Genomic DNA, 14,862 nt, shown 5'->3' with positions numbered 1-14,862 from the left:
TCTGGACCAGCCCCACCGGACGACGCCACACCGACCGACCCGAACCCGTCATCCGCTTCATCCCCCAGAACGAACTCCTCCCGCGACGGCGAAAACTCGTCGAACACGCCCTCCTCAGCAGCAGCAGCAACCGTGACGATCGCGGAGGGGAACCCCCACCCTTCTGACCACGACGCGCCCATGTCTGGATCGGCAGCTGAGCAGCAGGCATCCTCGCGACCCCCATAGAATCCTCTGGTGAAGCCCTTCCTGCTGCTGGCCACGCGCGCCGAGGACATCCCCGCCGACGAGGAGTACCAGCTCTTCCTCACCTACTCCGGCCTGCGCGCGGAGCAGCTCGTCCGGGTGCGGCTGGAGTCGGGGCCGATGCCGGAGTTCGACCTCGACGAGCTGTCCGGGATCTTCGTCGGCGGCGGCCCGTTCAACGCCTCCGACCCGCCGGAGAAGAAATCCGCCGTCCAGCACCGCGTCGAGGCCGAGTTCCAGCGCCTGCTCGACGAGGTGGTCGCGCGCGACTTCCCGTTCCTGGGCGCGTGCTACGGCATCGGCACGCTCGGCATCCACCAGGGCGCGGTGATCGACGACACCTACCGCGAGCCCATCAGCGTCGTGGAGGTCACCCGCACCGAGGCCGGTCGCGCCGACCCGCTGCTGGCGGCGCTCCCCGACACCTTCGCCGCGTTCGTCGGGCACAAGGAGGCCGTCTCGCGCCTGCCGGAGTCGGCGACGCTGCTGGCGACCGGCGAGGCCTGCCCGGTGCAGATGTTCCGGGTGGGCCGCAACGTCTACGCGACGCAGTTCCATCCCGAGCTCGACGTCGACGGCATCACCACGCGCATTCACGCCTACGCGGACTACGGCTACTTCGCGCGGCACGAGCTGGAGCTCACCCTGGATGCCGTGCGCCGCCTGCGCGTCGCGCACACCGGCCGCATCCTCCGCGCGTTCGTGGAGTGCTACGCGCGGTAGCGCTCCACGAACGGCATCCGCTCAGTAGCTCGGCGGGGTGTGCCAGATGCGGTCGATGTAGTCGCGCATCGACCGGTCGGAGGAGAAGAAGCCGCAGCGGGCGACGTTGAGGATCGCGGCGTGCGTCCACGCGTCCTGGTCGGCGTAGGCGGCATCCACCTTCTCCTGCTCGCGCAGATACGACTCGTAGTCGGCGAGCACCATGAAGCGGTCCTCGTAGAGCAGGTTCGACACGATGGGCTCGAAGACCGAGCGGTCTCCGTTCGAGAACGCGCCGGAGGCGATGAGATCGATCGCACGACGCAGGTCCTCGCCGGCCTGGTAGAACTCGCTCGGGCGGTAGCCCTGCTCCCACAGCGCCTCGACCTCGGGCTCGGTCATGCCGAAGAGGAAGAAGTTCTCGTCGCCCACGAGCTCGCGGATCTCGACGTTCGCGCCGTCGTCGGTGCCGATGGTGAGCGCGCCGTTCAGTGCGAACTTCATGTTGCCGGTGCCGGAGGCCTCCTTGCCCGCGAGCGAGATCTGCTCGGACAGGTCGGCGGCCGGGATGACGCGCTCGGCGAGCGTGACGTTGTAGTTCGGCGGGAACAGCACCTTCAGACGCCCCTGCACGCGCGCATCGTCGTTGACGACCGAGCCCACCGCGTTGATGAGGTGGATGATGCGTTTGGCCATCGCGTAACCGGGCGCCGCCTTCGCGCCGAAGATCACGGTGCGCGGCTGGAGGTCGGCGACCTCCAGCCGGCCGGAGACGACCTTCTCGTACTGCGTGACCACGTGCAGGAGCTTGAGCATCTGCCGCTTGTACTCGTGCAGGCGCTTGACCATCACGTCGACCAGGTGGCCCTCGCTCACCTGGAAGCCGTCGCGCGCGAGCAGCACCTCGTTGAGGCGGCGCTTGTTGGCAGCCTTGACCTCGGCGAACCGGGCACGGAACTCGGCGTCCTCGGCGTAGACCTCCAGCTCCCGCAGCCGCTCCAGCTGGGTGACCCAGCCGGTGCCGATCGCGTCGGTGATGAGCTCGGACAGGCCGGGGTTCGCCAGCCGCAGGAAGCGGCGGGGCGTGACGCCGTTGGTGACGTTGGTGAACTTGCCGGGGAAGAACTCGTTGAAGTCGGGCAGCACCTTGTCGCGCAGGAGCTGTGAGTGCAACTCGGCGACGCCGTTGACCTTCGCGCCGGCGACCGTGGCCAGGTAGGCCATGCGGACGCTGCGCTCCGGGTACTCCGCGATGATCGACATGTTGCGCAGGCGCATCTCGTCGTCGCCGTAGCGCTCCCGCACGGCGTCGAGGAACTCGTCGTTGATGCGGTAGATGATCTCGAGGTGACGCGGCAGGAGCCGTCCGAGCAGATCCACCGACCAGACCTCGAGCGCCTCGGGCAGCAGCGTGTGGCACGTGTAGGCGAAGCACTTCTGCGTGATCTCCCACGCGGTGGCCCACTCCATGCCCTTCTCGTCGACCAGCACGCGCATGAGCTCGGGCACGGCGATGACCGGGTGGGTGTCGTTGAGCTGGAAGATGACGCGATCGGGCAGGCGCTCGAGGTCGAAGTCGGCCGGCAGCGTGCGCCCCACGAAGTCGCCGATCGAGGCCGCCACGAAGAAGTACTGCTGCTGCAGGCGCAGCTCCTTGCCCTGCGGCGTGGAGTCCTCGGGGTAGAGAACCTTGGAGATGTTCTCGGCGTAGGTGCGCGAGCGCACCGCCTCCTCGTAGTCGCCGGAGTTGAAGATGCGCAGATCGAATTCGTCGGTCGCCGCGGCGCGCCACAGCCGCAGCGTGTTCACGCGACCGTTCTGGTAGCCCGGCACCATGTAGTTGTAGGGCACCGCGCGGACGTTCCAGGCCGGCACCCAGCGCGTGCGCGTGGTGCCTTCGTCGTCGTAGGTCTCGGTGTGTCCGCCGAACGAGATCGTCTGGGCCGCCTCGGGGTGCGGGAACTCCCACGGCGAGCCGAGCTTGAGCCAGGCGTCCGGCTGCTCGACCTGCACGCCGTCGACGAACGTCTGGCGGAAGATGCCGTACTCGTAACGGATGCCGTAGCCGACGCTCGGCACGCTCATGGTCGCCAGCGAATCGATGAAGCAGGCCGCGAGCCGACCGAGACCTCCGTTGCCCAGGCCCGGCTCCACCTCCTGCGCGCGCAGATCGTCGAGGTCGATGCCGCACGAGGCCAGCGCCTCGCGCGCGACGTCGGTCAGGCCCGCCGCCATAAGGTTGTTGTCGAGCTGCCGGCCGAGCAGGTACTCCGCGGACAGATAGCACACGCCCTTGGCCTGCACCTCGCGCTGACGGCGGAGGTCCTCCAGCCAGCGCGCCATGAGGTAGTCGCGCACCGTGCAGGCCAGCGCGAGGTAGCGGTCGTTGACACTGGATGCCGACAGCGGTACGCCGCGGTCGAAGTTGAGGTTCGCCAGGAACTGGCGGACGAAGCCGTCCACCGAGTTCGGCGGAGCGGTCACCGGGGCAAGCGCGAAGGGGTGTGTGGCACCGGTGGGATGGGCATCGGCAGGGGTGGCGGGCGCGGTTACGTTCTCAGGCACAGTAAGACCGTACAGATCGTCCGCCGGATGCGCGAAACGAGCCCCGCTCACTCTCGTTCGCGCTCCTTCGCGCGGGCCTCGCGGGCGCGACGCAGTTCCTCCGATGCCGCGGCCACGGCATCCTCGGCGCGCCGGACCCGTCGCTGCGCGAATGTCTGCGCCCCGTGCCGGGCGCGGACGCGATCGTTCTGCTCCTCCACGCTGGTGACGATGTATGCGCTCGCGATCAGGATCACCTGGGTGGAGAGGTTGACCCACAGCAGCAGCGCGATGAGCGAGGCGAACGCGGCCAGCAGCGGGTTCGCACTCGCCCCGCCGACGAACAGGCCGGACAGCTGCTGCAGCACGGTGAGCCCGGCTCCTCCCAGCAGCGCGCCGCCCCACAGCACCCACCCCGACGCGCGCACGCCGGAGAGCACGCGGAAGAGCAGCGCGATCGCCCCGGCGTCGAGAAGGAAGGTCACCAGCACCGCCACCGCGCGCGAGGACCAGGTGGCAAGAGCCCGCTCGCCCTCCAGCCCCAGAGCATCGACGACCCACCCGACACCGGCCGTGCCGGCCAGCGTCGCCGTCGCGGCGACGAGGAAGGCCATGCCGATCCCCACGCCCAGCGCCAGATTCCGCACGAGCACGCGCAGCCACGGGACATCGTCGGCGACGGCCCCCGCGATCGTGCGCAGCGCGATGCGCAGCGACCCGATCGCCCCGATCGCGGCCCCCGCCAGCGAGACGAGCGAGACGACCGTCGCGACCGAGAGGCCTGCGGGCGCCCGGATGGACGACGGGCTGATGATGCCGTCCTCGCCGACGAGTCCGGGGATCGCGGCATCCACCGCGGCCACCAGGGCCCGCCATGCCTCCGCGTTGCCGGAGAGCCATAGCGCCGCGACCGAGAAGCCGAGCAGTACCCCGGCGAACACGCCGAACAGGGCGCGGTAGGTGACGCTGTCGGCGAGCATCGGGCCGCGAAGCTCGGAGTATCTCAGGAACGCGCGGACGGGTCTGAGGGTCAGCACCCAGGCGATGACACGGCTGATCGGAGTGCGCGGTGGCATGGCGTCACCCTACCCCGGGCCGTCGTCACCCTCCGAGGATGGTCGCTGCGATCGCCGCCCAGGCACCCGCGAGCATGAACGGGCCGAAGGCGATGCGCGTGCCGCGATGCGCGCGGCGGGTCACCAGCAGCGCGAGTGCCCAGAGACCGCCGAGGACGAAGCCGGCGATGGCACCCAGGAGCGCCTGCGTCCACCCGAGGAAACCCAGGAACAGGCCGATCGCGCCGGCGAGCTTGACGTCGCCCGCCCCCATGCCCCCGCCGGCGCGGTGCAGCACGAAGTAGAAGGCGAACAGCGAGGCGGCGGCCACGAGCGCCCGGATCGCGGCATCCGACTCGCCCGCGAATAGCGCGACGAGAGGCGGAGCCAGGCCGACGCCGTACAGCGGCAGCACGAGCCGGTTGGGCAGCCGGTGCTCACGCACATCGATGATCACCAGCAGCACGCCGACGACGGCGAACACGCCGAAGGCGACGACCGTGACGAGCCCGCTCATGCCGATCATCGTGCCAGCGTAGCGAGGCGGACCGGCGTGCGTCGGCGGTCATCCACAGGTGGTCGCCCGGCGCGCGGGGACGCCCGCAGAGCGCACTCACAGCAAACACCCAGGTTTTTTTCTTGTCCCCCATTTGGTGGACAAGGAGGACCGCGCTACAGTCGGTACAGAACCTGGGGATACGGGCCGAAGACTGGGGTTTATCGGCCCGTTCACAGTGGCGGCAGTCATGTCGCCTACCCGTGCCCATCCGGGAATCGATAGGCGAGCCCTCTCGGGGATCTAGCTGGGGCTGGATCCTCGAGGGGGCTTCTTTCCTCCCTCGTCGGTCCGCGCTCAGAGGCCGCGGCGGGCCAGTGCGGCGGCGTGCGTACGGCTCTCGGCACCGAGCTTCACCAGGACGCTGGAGACGTGCGTCTTCACGGTCGCGATCGAGATGTGCAGGCGGTTCGCGATGGCCGCGTTCGAGAGCCCCTCCCCCAGCGCGTCGAGCACCTCGCGCTCGCGCGCGGTCAGGTACTCCAGCCCCTCCGGAGCCGGTTGGCTGTCCGCGCCCCCGGCCTCGGCAAGCGCCGCGAACGCGGTGCGGGTCACCCTCGGGTCGAGCACCCCCTCGCCCGCGGCCACCCGTCGCACGGCGTCGGCCAGCGCGGCGGCCTCGGTGGTCTTCAGGAGAAACCCCGCGGCGCCGGCACGGATCGCCGAGAACACCAGCTCGTCCTCGTCGAAGCTCGTGAGCACGAGCACATCCGCCAGGCCATCCGCCACGATCCGCTGCGTCGCCGCGACGCCGTCGACGCCCGGCATCCGCAGGTCCATCAGCACGACGTCGGGTCGCAGCGCCGCCGCGTTGCGGATCGCGGCCGCGCCATCGGCCGCCTCCCCGATCACCTCGACGCCGTGCGTCTCCAGCATCAGCCGGAGCCCCTCGCGGATCATGCCGTGGTCGTCGGCGAGGAGCACGCGCGGCGCGCGCTCGGGCGATCCGTCGTTCACGAGGCCGTCTCCTTCGGCAGGGCGGCGCGGACGGCCCATACCGCCGGCCCCTCCGATCCTGCCGTCAGCACGCCACCGAGCGCGCGGGCGCGTTCGGCGAGCAGCTGCAGGCCCATCCCGCTGCCGGGGAGCGCGGGGGCGGCGAGCCGGCGACCGCCGCGGCTGACCACGTCCACGCGCACCGTCGTCCCGTCCTCGGCCAGTCGCACCTCGACGTCGGATCCTGACGCGTGCCGCACGCTGTTGGCCAGTGCCTCCTGGACGATGCGGCCGACGGTCTGGTCGACCGGTGCCGGCAGTCCGCCCGAGACGTCGTCGACCAGGCGTGCGCGCACGCCCGAGCCGTTCGCCGCCTCGACCAGCTCGGGCAGGCGTGCCCGCCCCGGCGGCACCGCGACCTCGCGATCGCCGGAGCGCAGCACCTGGATCATCGAGCGCAGGGCGCCGTGCGCCTCGAGGCTCGAGTCGCGCACCGCGCGCAGCGCCTGGCGCTCCGGCGAGTCGCCCGCCGGCGCATCCGGGCGGCCCAGCGCCGCCTCGCTGCGGATGGCGACCGCCGAGATGTGCCCCGCGACGATGTCGTGCAGCTCCCGCGCCATGCGGTCGCGCTCGCCCTGCACGGCGGCGGCCCGATCGAGCTCGGCGAGGCGTTCCGCGTTCTCGGCCCGCTGCCGGTACAGCGACACCAGCTCCCGCGACTGCGCGGTCGAGTTGCCGTACCAGTAGGAGACGCCCAGCAGGGCCCCGATCTGCAGGCCGATCATCGCCGCGATGCGCAGCTCGCCGGAGAACGCGAACGCCCCGATCGTCATGAGCGCGGTGCCGACGAGGACGAGGCTCAGCACGTGGCGGCGGCGCTGCGCATCCAACGTCACGAGGTGGGCGTGCATCAGCTCGAGCATCACCAGGAGCGGCACGAGACCGCCGAACGTCAGCAGGTCGGCGACGAAGACCAGCACCACCAGGGCCAGACCGACCGCAGGCGACCGGCGCTTCAGCAGCACCAGCGCGCACGCCGGCACCGCCGTGACCAGCGTGAACCACGGCGAGACGCGCTCGGGCAGGAGCGAGAAGACGTCCCACAGCCCGGACAGGCCCAGGGCCGCGAGCACGACCGCGAGCACCAGGTACTGCATCGCGGTCGCGAGCGGTCTGGTCGCACGCTCCCGCAGCGCACCCCAGTGGGCGGGCTCCGACGAGGACGGCGCCGTCCCGGCGCGTACCGGCTCGTGCTGCGTGATCATGGCCCCATCCAAGCAGCCGGTCATGCCAGGGCGCCTCCGACCAAAGGATGAGTCCGTGCTGCCCCCTTCTGCCGATCCGCTGTCGGCCGCCGGGGGCGAGGCTCGTGCCATGGACATTCTGCACACCCTTCCGCTCCCCGCAGCGCTGGCCCTCCTCGCCCTCGTGGACGGCCTGAGCGTGGGCACGCTGCTGATTCCGCTGTTCCTCCTCATCGCACCGGGTCGGCCGCGCGTGCCGCGGATCATGCTCTACCTCGTGACGATCACCGTGTTCTACTTCGCGGTCGGCGTGCTGTTCACCCTCGGCATCGTGAACGTCATCGATCTCGGGCGCGAGTTCCTGGCATCCACCGCCGGTCGGTTCGCGATGCTCGCCGGAGGTCTGGTCATGCTGGCGCTCGGCATCTGGATCGGCGTGCTCGACGCCCGCCGGCGCAAGCGTGCCGCGGCGGGCGATCCGACGGCGCTCGAGGGCCGCGGACGGCTGCTGCGCTGGCGGGAGCGGCTGCTGGCGCCCGGCACGGGACGCGCGGCGGTGATGGGCGTCCCGCTCGCGGCCGGCCTTGCCGAGGTGGCCGGGATGCTGCCCTATCTCATCGGCATGACGATGCTCGCCGATGCGCCGATCGGCATGCCCGGCCGCTTCGCGATGCTCGCCGGCTACTGCATGGTGATGATCCTGCCCGCGCTGCTGCTGCTCGGACTGCGCGTGGCAGCCGCCGGATCCGTCGAGCGTCCGCTGCGGCGCTTCACCGGCTGGATGCAGCGCACCGGCGCCGAGAACACGTCGTGGGTCTTCGGGATCGTCGGCTTGCTCCTCGCCCGCTCCGCTTTCACGCAGCTGGGGATCGTGCTGCCCGTCGTCGGCTGATCGGGGCGATGTCCACCCGATCTCCACCCTCGGGCGGTGGGCGGCGGACGACCAGGGAGCGACAGTGGGGAGGTCGGGTCGATCGGCCCGTTCGACACCTCGGAAGGTCTCCCATGGACACGCCGCTCCAGCTCATCGTCAATGCCCTCCTCATCCTGCTGCTGCTCGTGTGGGTCGGATACCGCCAGACCACCTGGCGGGCCGTGGACCCCACCCGCATGTGGCGTCTGCCCGTCATCCTCGCCGTCGTCGGTCTCGCGACCCTCAGCAGCACCGGGAGTCTCAGCCGCGTCTCCGGCCTCGACGTCGCGATGCTCGTCGCCGAACTGCTGCTCGCCTTCGCCGTCGGAGCGCTGATGGGCGCCATCTCGCGGTTCCGTCCGATGAGCGCAGCGTCGCTGGCCGCCCACCGCACGCGGTACGGCGAGGCGACCACCGTGACCCTCCAGACGCGCACCGGCTGGACCGGACTAGCGCTGTGGATCGTGCTCATCGCCGTGCGCGTGGGGCTCGACGTCGTCGCGGTGCGGATGGGGTCAGGGCTCGCCGCCTCGACCGGCGTCATCCTGCTCATGGTGGCGGTGAACCGGGTGGCACGGGTCGCCGTCATCCTCGCCCGCTCGAGCCGGCAGCCCGTGCAGCAAGTAGCATCGGGCACGTACTGAGCTGCACCGATCCGGGAGCACGCCATGCCCAGCGCCGATGCGACCCCCGCGCGCGGCCCGGCCGCGCCCGCGGCGACGCCCGGCAGCGCCGGTCGCAGCGCGTTCAGCCGCGCGATCAACCTGTTCGGCGCCGTGGTGGTGCTCGGCTACCTCGTCGCGGCGGTGACCCGCGGCGACGTGGCCGCGCCCGCGGTCGGCATCCCGCTGGCATCCGTGTCGGTGGCGGCCTGGGCGTCCGCGGTGCTCGTCCCCCTCACGTGGCGGCACGCGCTGCGCGTGCTGCTGCTGGTCGCGGTCGTCGCGGGAGCCGGCGCGGTATGGAGCACGGACGGCCTCACGATCGTGCCCGTGATCGCCTGCGTGCTCCGCCTCGCCTCGTGGGACGAGCACGCCTGGACCGGCGGGCTCGCGGCTCTCCTGGCCGGCGGGCTGATCGCCGTGGGCGCGATCGCCGCCGCGGCGGACGGTCGCGTCACGGTGCCCGGTGTGCTCGCGCTCGAGGCCGGCGTACTCGTCGCGGTCCTCGGCGGCAGCAACCGCCGCCAGGCGCGTGCGAGGGATGCCGCCGCGCTCGAGGCCGCCGCGCAGTCCGCGGCCGCACGCGTCGAGCAGGCGCGCGCGGCCGCACTCGCGCAGCGGCAGACGCTCGCCCGCGACCTGCACGACGTGCTCGCCCACAGCCTCGGCGGCCTCGTCATCCAGCTCGACGCGGCGGCGGCCCAGCTGGAGGCCGGACGGGTCCCGTCCGCGCCGGAGCGGCTGCAGGATGCCAGGCAGCTGGCGGCGTCGGGGCTGGCCGAGGCGCGGCGCGCGGTCGAGGCGCTGCACGACGACGGGTCGCACGACGGCGCCGCACGCGTTCCGGGTGCCGAGCTCACGACCGCGGTCGGCGAGCTGGTCGAGGCGCACCGCAGGCTCGGCGGCACCGTCGAGCTCGTCCAGCGCGGGGAGGCCCGCGTCCTGCGTCGCGACACGGCGGTGGCGCTCCGGCGGGCGGCGCAGGAGTCGCTGAGCAATGCGCGCGCACACGCGCCCGGAGCCCCGGTGTCGGTACGCGAGGACTGGAGCGCCGACCGCGTGGAGCTCACGGTGCGCAACCCTCTGACGACCAGCGACGTCGTGATCGCGGCATCCGGGACCGGGCGGGGGCTGGCCGGGATGAGGGCGCGCTTCGCGGCCCTGCCGGGAGGCGAGGCGACGTGGGGCGAGCGCGACGGCACCTTCGAAGTCCGCGTCGCCGCGCGTACGGAGGGGGCGCGATGAGCGAGCCGACGATCAGAGTCGTGGTGGCCGACGATCAGGCGATCGTGCGCGAGGGGCTGGCGACGGTCCTCGACCTGCTGCCCGACGTCGAGGTCGTCGCCCAGGCGGCCGACGGCGAGCAGGCGTGCCTCGCCGTGGAACGAACCAGTCCCGACGTCGTGCTGATGGACCTGCGCATGCCGGTGCTCGACGGCACGGCCGCCACCGCCCGGATCCTCGCCGCGCATCCGGAGACAGCGGTCCTGGTGCTCACCACCTACGCCGACGACGCCTCCGTCGCCGGGGCGCTGCGCGCCGGTGCGCGCGGCTACCTCACGAAGGACGCCTCGCGGGCCGAGGTCGCCGCCGCGATCCGCGCGGTCGCGCGGGGTCAGACCACGCTGGCCGCCGAGGTCGGAGCGCGCCTCGTCGAGGGGCTCGTGGGCCGATCCGCCGACGACCCGGTGCGATCGCTGGAGCCGGTCGCCCTGCGAGCGCGCTTCACTTCACTCACCGCCCGCGAGGCCGAGGTGCTGGCCCTCGTCGCCACGGGCCGCAACAACGCCGAGATCGCAGGCGACCTGTTCATCGGCGTCGCGACGGTGAAGTCCCACATCAACGTGCTGTTCGCGAAGCTCGGCGTGCGCGACCGGGCGCAGGCGATCGCGCTGGCGCGCGGACCTATGCGCTGAGCGCCGGAACCGGCCGCAGCCGCGGACCTCCTGCCTCGAAGGCTGCGGCGTAGGCCAGGAGCGCCGGGTCGTCGTAGCCGCGGCCGGCGAAGGTGAGCCCGACCGGCATCCCGATGTCGTCCATCAGGCCCATCGCGACGGTCACCGACGGGATGCCGAGGTGGCGCAGCGCGTAGTTGCCGTTGGAGAAGAACACGCCGTTCGACCACGCGTGATCGGCCGACTCCCGATCGAACTCCGCGTCCTCGCGCCCGACATCGGCGTTCGCCGGGAACACGACGCCGTCGAAGCCGTGCTCGTCGAGCCAGGCCTCCAGCAGGTCCTCGCGCAGCCGCACGAGCGCGCGCAGCCCGTCGGCGAAGTCAGGGCGCTCGCGAGGGTCCGTGATCCCTCGCCTCGCGTACGCGACGGTCGCGCGGTAGCGGTTCGCGTAGTCGTCGACCTCCTCGTAGCGGTCAGGCAGCGCGCCGGGCACGCGGGGGAAGATCCGATCCGGGTCCACCACCGCCAGCTCGGGGATCGCCGGGTCGCCGTTCGCCTTGAGGAAATCATCCCATCCGTACGCGAGGAACTCGGTGAACTCGGTGTCCATCCACCCCTCGGGCAGCACGCCGAGCTGCGCCACGTTCTCCTGGCCGGGGCGGTCGCCCTCGTACCGCTCGATGAGCGGGAAGTCGGTCTCGACGACCTCGGCGCCGAGCGACCGGAGGCGTTCCTTCGCGCCTTCCCAGAGGGCGAGCACCGACGGTCGCACCGCGATCGGGAAGGCGGGGTCCTCGCCGAGGTACATGCGAGGCACCGCGAAGCGCCTGCCGCGCAGTGCCTCTCGATCCTGCAGGGCGAGATAGGAGGCCGGCCGGTGCGCGCTCGGGGTCGGCAGCACGACCGCCGACTGGTTGCGCCAGAAGTCGCCGCGGGTGATCGGATCGTCCTGCACGAGCACGTCGAGCAGGCGCAGCATGTCGGGCATGGAGCGCGTGTGCGGCACGACCACGTCGCGCGCCGGGAACAGCGGCCAGTTGCCCCGGATCGACAGGATCCCCCACGACGGCGTGTACGCGCAGAGCCCGTTGTTCGACGCGGGGCTGCGACCGGACGAGACCGTCTCCTCCCCCATGCCGAACACGGCGAAGCTCGACGCCGTCGCCACGCCCGAGCCGTTGGACGACCCCGACGCGTAGGCCGCGGCGAGGTAGTCGCGGTTGTACGGGCTCTCGGCCCGTCCGTAGAGGCCGCGCTGCATGCCCCCGTCGGCCATGGGCGGCATGTTGGTCTTCCCGATCAGGACAGCACCGGCCTCGCGGAGCCTCGCCACCGAGAACGCGTCCCACTGGGCGACGAGGTGCTCGAACGCCGGCGAGCCGGAGGCGACGGTGAGACCCTCGACCATGTAGGAGTCCTTGACCGTGAACGGTACGCCCTCCAGGGGACCGACGTCACCGGCCGCCCGGCGGCGATCCGACTCGGCCGCCTCGTCGAGCGCGCGCGGGTTTGCCACGACCACGGAGTTGAGGCCCTCGGGACCCCGATCGTAGGCCTCGATGCGCGCCAGGCACCAGGTCACGAGCTCCACCGCCGTGGTGCGCCCCTCAGCGAGGGCGGCGAGCGTCTGCTCGATGCTCGCCTCGAGGGGCTGGAACGGCTCGGTCATGCCCGAGTCAGCCTTCCGCCCCGACCAGAGAGGGCTGGTGCTGCGTGATGCAGTGGATGCCGCCGCCACGATCGAACAGAGGCCGAGCGTCGACGCTCACCACCCGCCGACCGGGGTACGCCTGCGCGAGGATCTCGCGAGCGCGGGCATCGGCGGCGTCGTCGCCGAAGCCGCACGCGACGACCCCGTCGTTGGTGACCAGGTGGTTCACGTAGCTCCAGTCGACGAAGCCCGCTTCGTCACGCAGCGTGGATGGTGCGGGGATGCCGGTGATCTCGAACCGCCTGCCGGCGGCATCGGTCTGCGACCCGAGGAACTCGCGCAGCTCGCGGATGACGGCGTGATCGGGATGCGCGGGGTCGGGCTGCTCGTGCAGCAGCAGGTGGCCGGGAGCGGTGAGCGTGGCGACGATGTCGACGTGCCCGTTCGTGCCGAACTCGTCGTAGTCGCGCGTCAGGCCACGGGGCAGCCAGACCGAGGTCGAAGCCCCCAGCGTGCGCAGCATCTCGGCCTCGACGCGCGCCCGATCCGCGAAGGGATTGCGGCGGGGGTCGAGCTGGACCGTCTCGGTCAGGAGCACCGTCCCCTCGCCGTCGACGTGGATGCCGCCGCCCTCGTTGACGAGGGTCGAGCTCACCAGCTCCGCCCCGACCTGCGCTGCGATGAAGCGCGCGTGGTCGGACGACGGCCGCCAGTCGGCCCAGTCGTTATCGCCCCAGCCGTTGAAGATCCAGTCGACGGCACCCAGCACTCCCGGGCGTTCGTCGTCGACCACGAAGGTGGGGCCGGTGTCGCGCGCCCAGAACTCGCCGACCGGTGTCTCGACGATCTCGATGTGCCCGCCGAGCATGCGCCGGGCTCGCGAGAGCTCACTGGGGTCGACGAGCATCGAGACGGGCTCGAACTCGGCGACGACATGGGCGACCGCGGTCCAGGCGGCGTAGCCCTCCTCGCGCAGCTCAGCGGTCTCGCCGAGGGTCTGTCCCTCTCGGGGAAAAGTCATCCAGGTGCGGTCGTGTGGTGCCGTCTCGGACGGCATGCGCCACGCCATGGGTCACTTCTCCGCGAAACGGAAGAGCTTCTTGTTCGCGAACTCGAGCATGCCGACGCGTCCGAGCTCGCGGCCGAAGCCGGACTTCTTCACGCCGCCGAAGGGCACGTCCGGTCCCTCGATGCCGGCACCGTTGATGAAGACCATCCCGACCTCGAGTCGGTCGCCCACGCGCTCCGCCCGCTCGACGTCGTCGCAGATGATCACCGAGCCGAGGCCGTAGGGCGACGAGTTCGCGAGCGCGATGGCCTCGTCGTCGCTGGCGACGCGGTACAGCTGGGCGACCGGACCGAACAGCTCCTGGCTGTAGACGTCCATCTCCGGCGTGATGCGCGTGAGCACGGAGGGCGTGTACCTGTTGCCCTCGGGGGCGTTGTCGCCGACGAGCAGCTCCGCGCCCTGGTCGAGCGCGCCCTGCACCTGGGCGGTGAGGGTCTTCGTCGCCTGCGCCGAAGAGAGCGGACCGTAGTCGCCCGCGTCGTACGACTGGGCGCCGATGGCCGCCGCGAACTTCTCGGCGAACGCGTCGAAATAGGCGTCGAGCACGATGATGCGCTTGGAGCCGTTGCAGGCCTGGCCGGAGTTCTCCATGCGACCGATCACCGCGTGCTGGACCGCATGGTCGAGATCGTCGGTGTCGAGCACGATGAACGGATCGGAGCCGCCGAGCTCGAGCACGCACTTTTTGAGCGCCCTGCCCGCCTGTTCGCCGATGATCGCGCCGGCGCGCTCCGAGCCGGTGAGCGAGACGCCCTGGAGGCGATCGTCGGCGATGATCGTGGAGATCTGCGCGTGCGACGCGAAGACGTTGACGTAGGCGCCCTCGGGGAAGCCCGCGTCGCGGAAGATGCTCTCCAGCGCCAGCGCCGACTCGGGGCACTGCTCCGAGTGCTTGAGCACGATGGTGTTGCCGAGCACGAGGTTCGGCGCCGCGAATCGAGCGACCTGGTAGTACGGGAAGTTCCACGGCATGATGCCGAGGATCACGCCGATGCCCTGGTAGCGGAAGAACGTGCGCAGGCCGTCCTCGACGGCCAGCGACTCGTCGGCGAGCCACTCCTCGCCGTGCGTCGCGAACGCGTCGGTGATCGCCGCGGCGAACTCCACCTCGCCCTCCGCCGCGGCGGGCGGCTTGCCCATCTCGCGGGTGATGATCGCGGCGAGCTCGTCCTTGCGCTCGAGCATGAGCTCGGCGGCGCGGTGGGCGAGCGCGGCGCGTTCGGCGACGGTGCTGCCTCGCGCCCAGCCCCGGTACGCGCTGTCCGCGGCGGCGAGGGCCTGTTCGATCTGTGCGTCGCTGGCGCCCGGGTACTCCGCGAGGGTGTGCCCGGTGGCCGGGTCGATGACGGCGAAAATGCTCATCGAGGGTTCGCTTTCTCGTTGTGT

The 14,862-nt window shown here is 71.5% G+C and carries 14 protein-coding genes; 5 read left to right on the top strand and 9 right to left on the bottom strand.

Annotated features, from left to right (window positions below; genetic code table 11):
- Nucleotides 1–182 (bottom strand): hypothetical protein (locus QM641_RS06725; protein WP_415114743.1); only part of this gene is annotated, 182 nt, incomplete at its 3' end.
- Between the two features lie 55 nt (nucleotides 183–237).
- On the opposite strand from QM641_RS06725, the gene QM641_RS06720 reads away from it, so the two are divergent.
- Nucleotides 238–969, top strand: a complete 732-nt coding sequence (locus tag QM641_RS06720) for a glutamine amidotransferase (RefSeq protein WP_415114741.1) — start codon at nucleotides 238–240, stop codon at nucleotides 967–969.
- A 21-nt stretch (nucleotides 970–990) separates the two neighbouring features.
- Here QM641_RS06720 and QM641_RS06715 read toward each other — a convergent pair whose 3' ends face one another.
- The 5 genes from QM641_RS06715 to QM641_RS06695 all read right to left on the bottom strand — a co-directional run bounded on the left by QM641_RS06715 (nucleotide 991) and on the right by QM641_RS06695 (nucleotide 7,304).
- Nucleotides 991–3,513 carry a glycogen/starch/alpha-glucan phosphorylase gene (locus QM641_RS06715; protein ID WP_415114739.1) on the bottom strand — a complete coding sequence of 841 codons (2,523 nt, stop codon included), beginning with the start codon at nucleotides 3,511–3,513 and terminating at the stop codon, nucleotides 991–993.
- Between the two features lie 47 nt (nucleotides 3,514–3,560).
- Nucleotides 3,561–4,568, bottom strand: a complete 1,008-nt coding sequence (locus tag QM641_RS06710) for a YhjD/YihY/BrkB family envelope integrity protein (protein ID WP_415114737.1) — start codon at nucleotides 4,566–4,568, stop codon at nucleotides 3,561–3,563.
- A gap of 25 nt (nucleotides 4,569–4,593) precedes the next feature.
- Entirely contained in the window at nucleotides 4,594–5,073 is a 480-nt protein-coding gene (locus tag QM641_RS06705) for a prepilin peptidase (RefSeq protein ID WP_415114735.1), read from the bottom strand.
- 327 nt (nucleotides 5,074–5,400) lie between these two features.
- Nucleotides 5,401–6,060 (bottom strand): response regulator, encoded by a 660-nt coding sequence (locus tag QM641_RS06700; protein ID WP_415114733.1) that lies wholly within the window; start codon nucleotides 6,058–6,060, stop codon nucleotides 5,401–5,403.
- Nucleotides 6,057–7,304, bottom strand: a complete 1,248-nt coding sequence (locus QM641_RS06695; protein WP_415114732.1) for a sensor histidine kinase — start codon at nucleotides 7,302–7,304, stop codon at nucleotides 6,057–6,059. The genes QM641_RS06700 and QM641_RS06695 overlap by 4 nt, the downstream gene beginning before the upstream one ends.
- Before the next feature lie 109 nt (nucleotides 7,305–7,413).
- Between QM641_RS06695 and QM641_RS06690 the strand changes: the two genes are divergently transcribed.
- From QM641_RS06690 to QM641_RS06675, 4 genes are all read left to right on the top strand, one after another.
- Nucleotides 7,414–8,175, top strand: coding sequence for a GAP family protein (locus tag QM641_RS06690; RefSeq protein WP_415114730.1), 762 nt, complete (start codon nucleotides 7,414–7,416; stop codon nucleotides 8,173–8,175).
- A gap of 113 nt (nucleotides 8,176–8,288) precedes the next feature.
- On the top strand, nucleotides 8,289–8,840 hold the full coding sequence (locus QM641_RS06685) for a hypothetical protein (RefSeq protein ID WP_415114728.1): 552 nt from the start codon (nucleotides 8,289–8,291) through the stop codon (nucleotides 8,838–8,840).
- A 24-nt stretch (nucleotides 8,841–8,864) separates the two neighbouring features.
- Nucleotides 8,865–10,103 (top strand): sensor histidine kinase, encoded by a 1,239-nt coding sequence (locus QM641_RS06680; RefSeq protein ID WP_415114726.1) that lies wholly within the window; start codon nucleotides 8,865–8,867, stop codon nucleotides 10,101–10,103.
- Entirely contained in the window at nucleotides 10,100–10,774 is a 675-nt protein-coding gene (locus QM641_RS06675) for a response regulator (RefSeq protein WP_415114724.1), read from the top strand. The genes QM641_RS06680 and QM641_RS06675 overlap by 4 nt, the downstream gene beginning before the upstream one ends.
- Here the strand turns inward: QM641_RS06675 and QM641_RS06670 are convergent.
- Genes QM641_RS06670 through QM641_RS06660 form a run of 3 tightly spaced genes read right to left on the bottom strand, consistent with a single transcriptional unit; the run spans nucleotide 10,764 to nucleotide 14,838 of the window.
- Nucleotides 10,764–12,425, bottom strand: coding sequence for an amidase (locus tag QM641_RS06670; RefSeq protein WP_415114722.1), 1,662 nt, complete (start codon nucleotides 12,423–12,425; stop codon nucleotides 10,764–10,766). The two genes, QM641_RS06675 and QM641_RS06670, sit on opposite strands and share 11 nt — an antisense overlap.
- A 7-nt stretch (nucleotides 12,426–12,432) precedes the next feature.
- Nucleotides 12,433–13,476 carry an agmatine deiminase family protein gene (locus QM641_RS06665; protein WP_415114720.1) on the bottom strand — a complete coding sequence of 348 codons (1,044 nt, stop codon included), beginning with the start codon at nucleotides 13,474–13,476 and terminating at the stop codon, nucleotides 12,433–12,435.
- A gap of 3 nt (nucleotides 13,477–13,479) precedes the next feature.
- Nucleotides 13,480–14,838 (bottom strand): NAD-dependent succinate-semialdehyde dehydrogenase, encoded by a 1,359-nt coding sequence (locus QM641_RS06660; protein ID WP_415114718.1) that lies wholly within the window; start codon nucleotides 14,836–14,838, stop codon nucleotides 13,480–13,482.
- Nucleotides 14,839–14,862 lie beyond the last annotated feature (24 nt).

The organism is Microbacterium sp. (assembly GCF_047605725.1).
Lineage (GTDB): Bacteria > Actinomycetota > Actinomycetes > Actinomycetales > Microbacteriaceae > Microbacterium.
The sequence above is the reverse complement of the archived record's forward strand: the minus strand, read 5'-3'. Positions and strand labels throughout refer to the sequence as shown.

Coding starts and splice junctions, on each gene's coding strand:
- QM641_RS06695 (WP_415114732.1), bottom strand. CDS start 7,304: ATGATCACGCAGCACGAGCCGGTACGCGCCGGGACGGCGCCGTCCTCG.
- QM641_RS06690 (WP_415114730.1), top strand. CDS start 7,414: ATGGACATTCTGCACACCCTTCCGCTCCCCGCAGCGCTGGCCCTCCTC.
- QM641_RS06710 (WP_415114737.1), bottom strand. CDS start 4,568: ATGCCACCGCGCACTCCGATCAGCCGTGTCATCGCCTGGGTGCTGACC.
- QM641_RS06705 (WP_415114735.1), bottom strand. CDS start 5,073: ATGATCGGCATGAGCGGGCTCGTCACGGTCGTCGCCTTCGGCGTGTTC.
- QM641_RS06660 (WP_415114718.1), bottom strand. CDS start 14,838: ATGAGCATTTTCGCCGTCATCGACCCGGCCACCGGGCACACCCTCGCG.
- QM641_RS06680 (WP_415114726.1), top strand. CDS start 8,865: ATGCCCAGCGCCGATGCGACCCCCGCGCGCGGCCCGGCCGCGCCCGCG.
- QM641_RS06685 (WP_415114728.1), top strand. CDS start 8,289: ATGGACACGCCGCTCCAGCTCATCGTCAATGCCCTCCTCATCCTGCTG.
- QM641_RS06675 (WP_415114724.1), top strand. CDS start 10,100: ATGAGCGAGCCGACGATCAGAGTCGTGGTGGCCGACGATCAGGCGATC.
- QM641_RS06670 (WP_415114722.1), bottom strand. CDS start 12,425: ATGACCGAGCCGTTCCAGCCCCTCGAGGCGAGCATCGAGCAGACGCTC.
- QM641_RS06665 (WP_415114720.1), bottom strand. CDS start 13,476: ATGGCGTGGCGCATGCCGTCCGAGACGGCACCACACGACCGCACCTGG.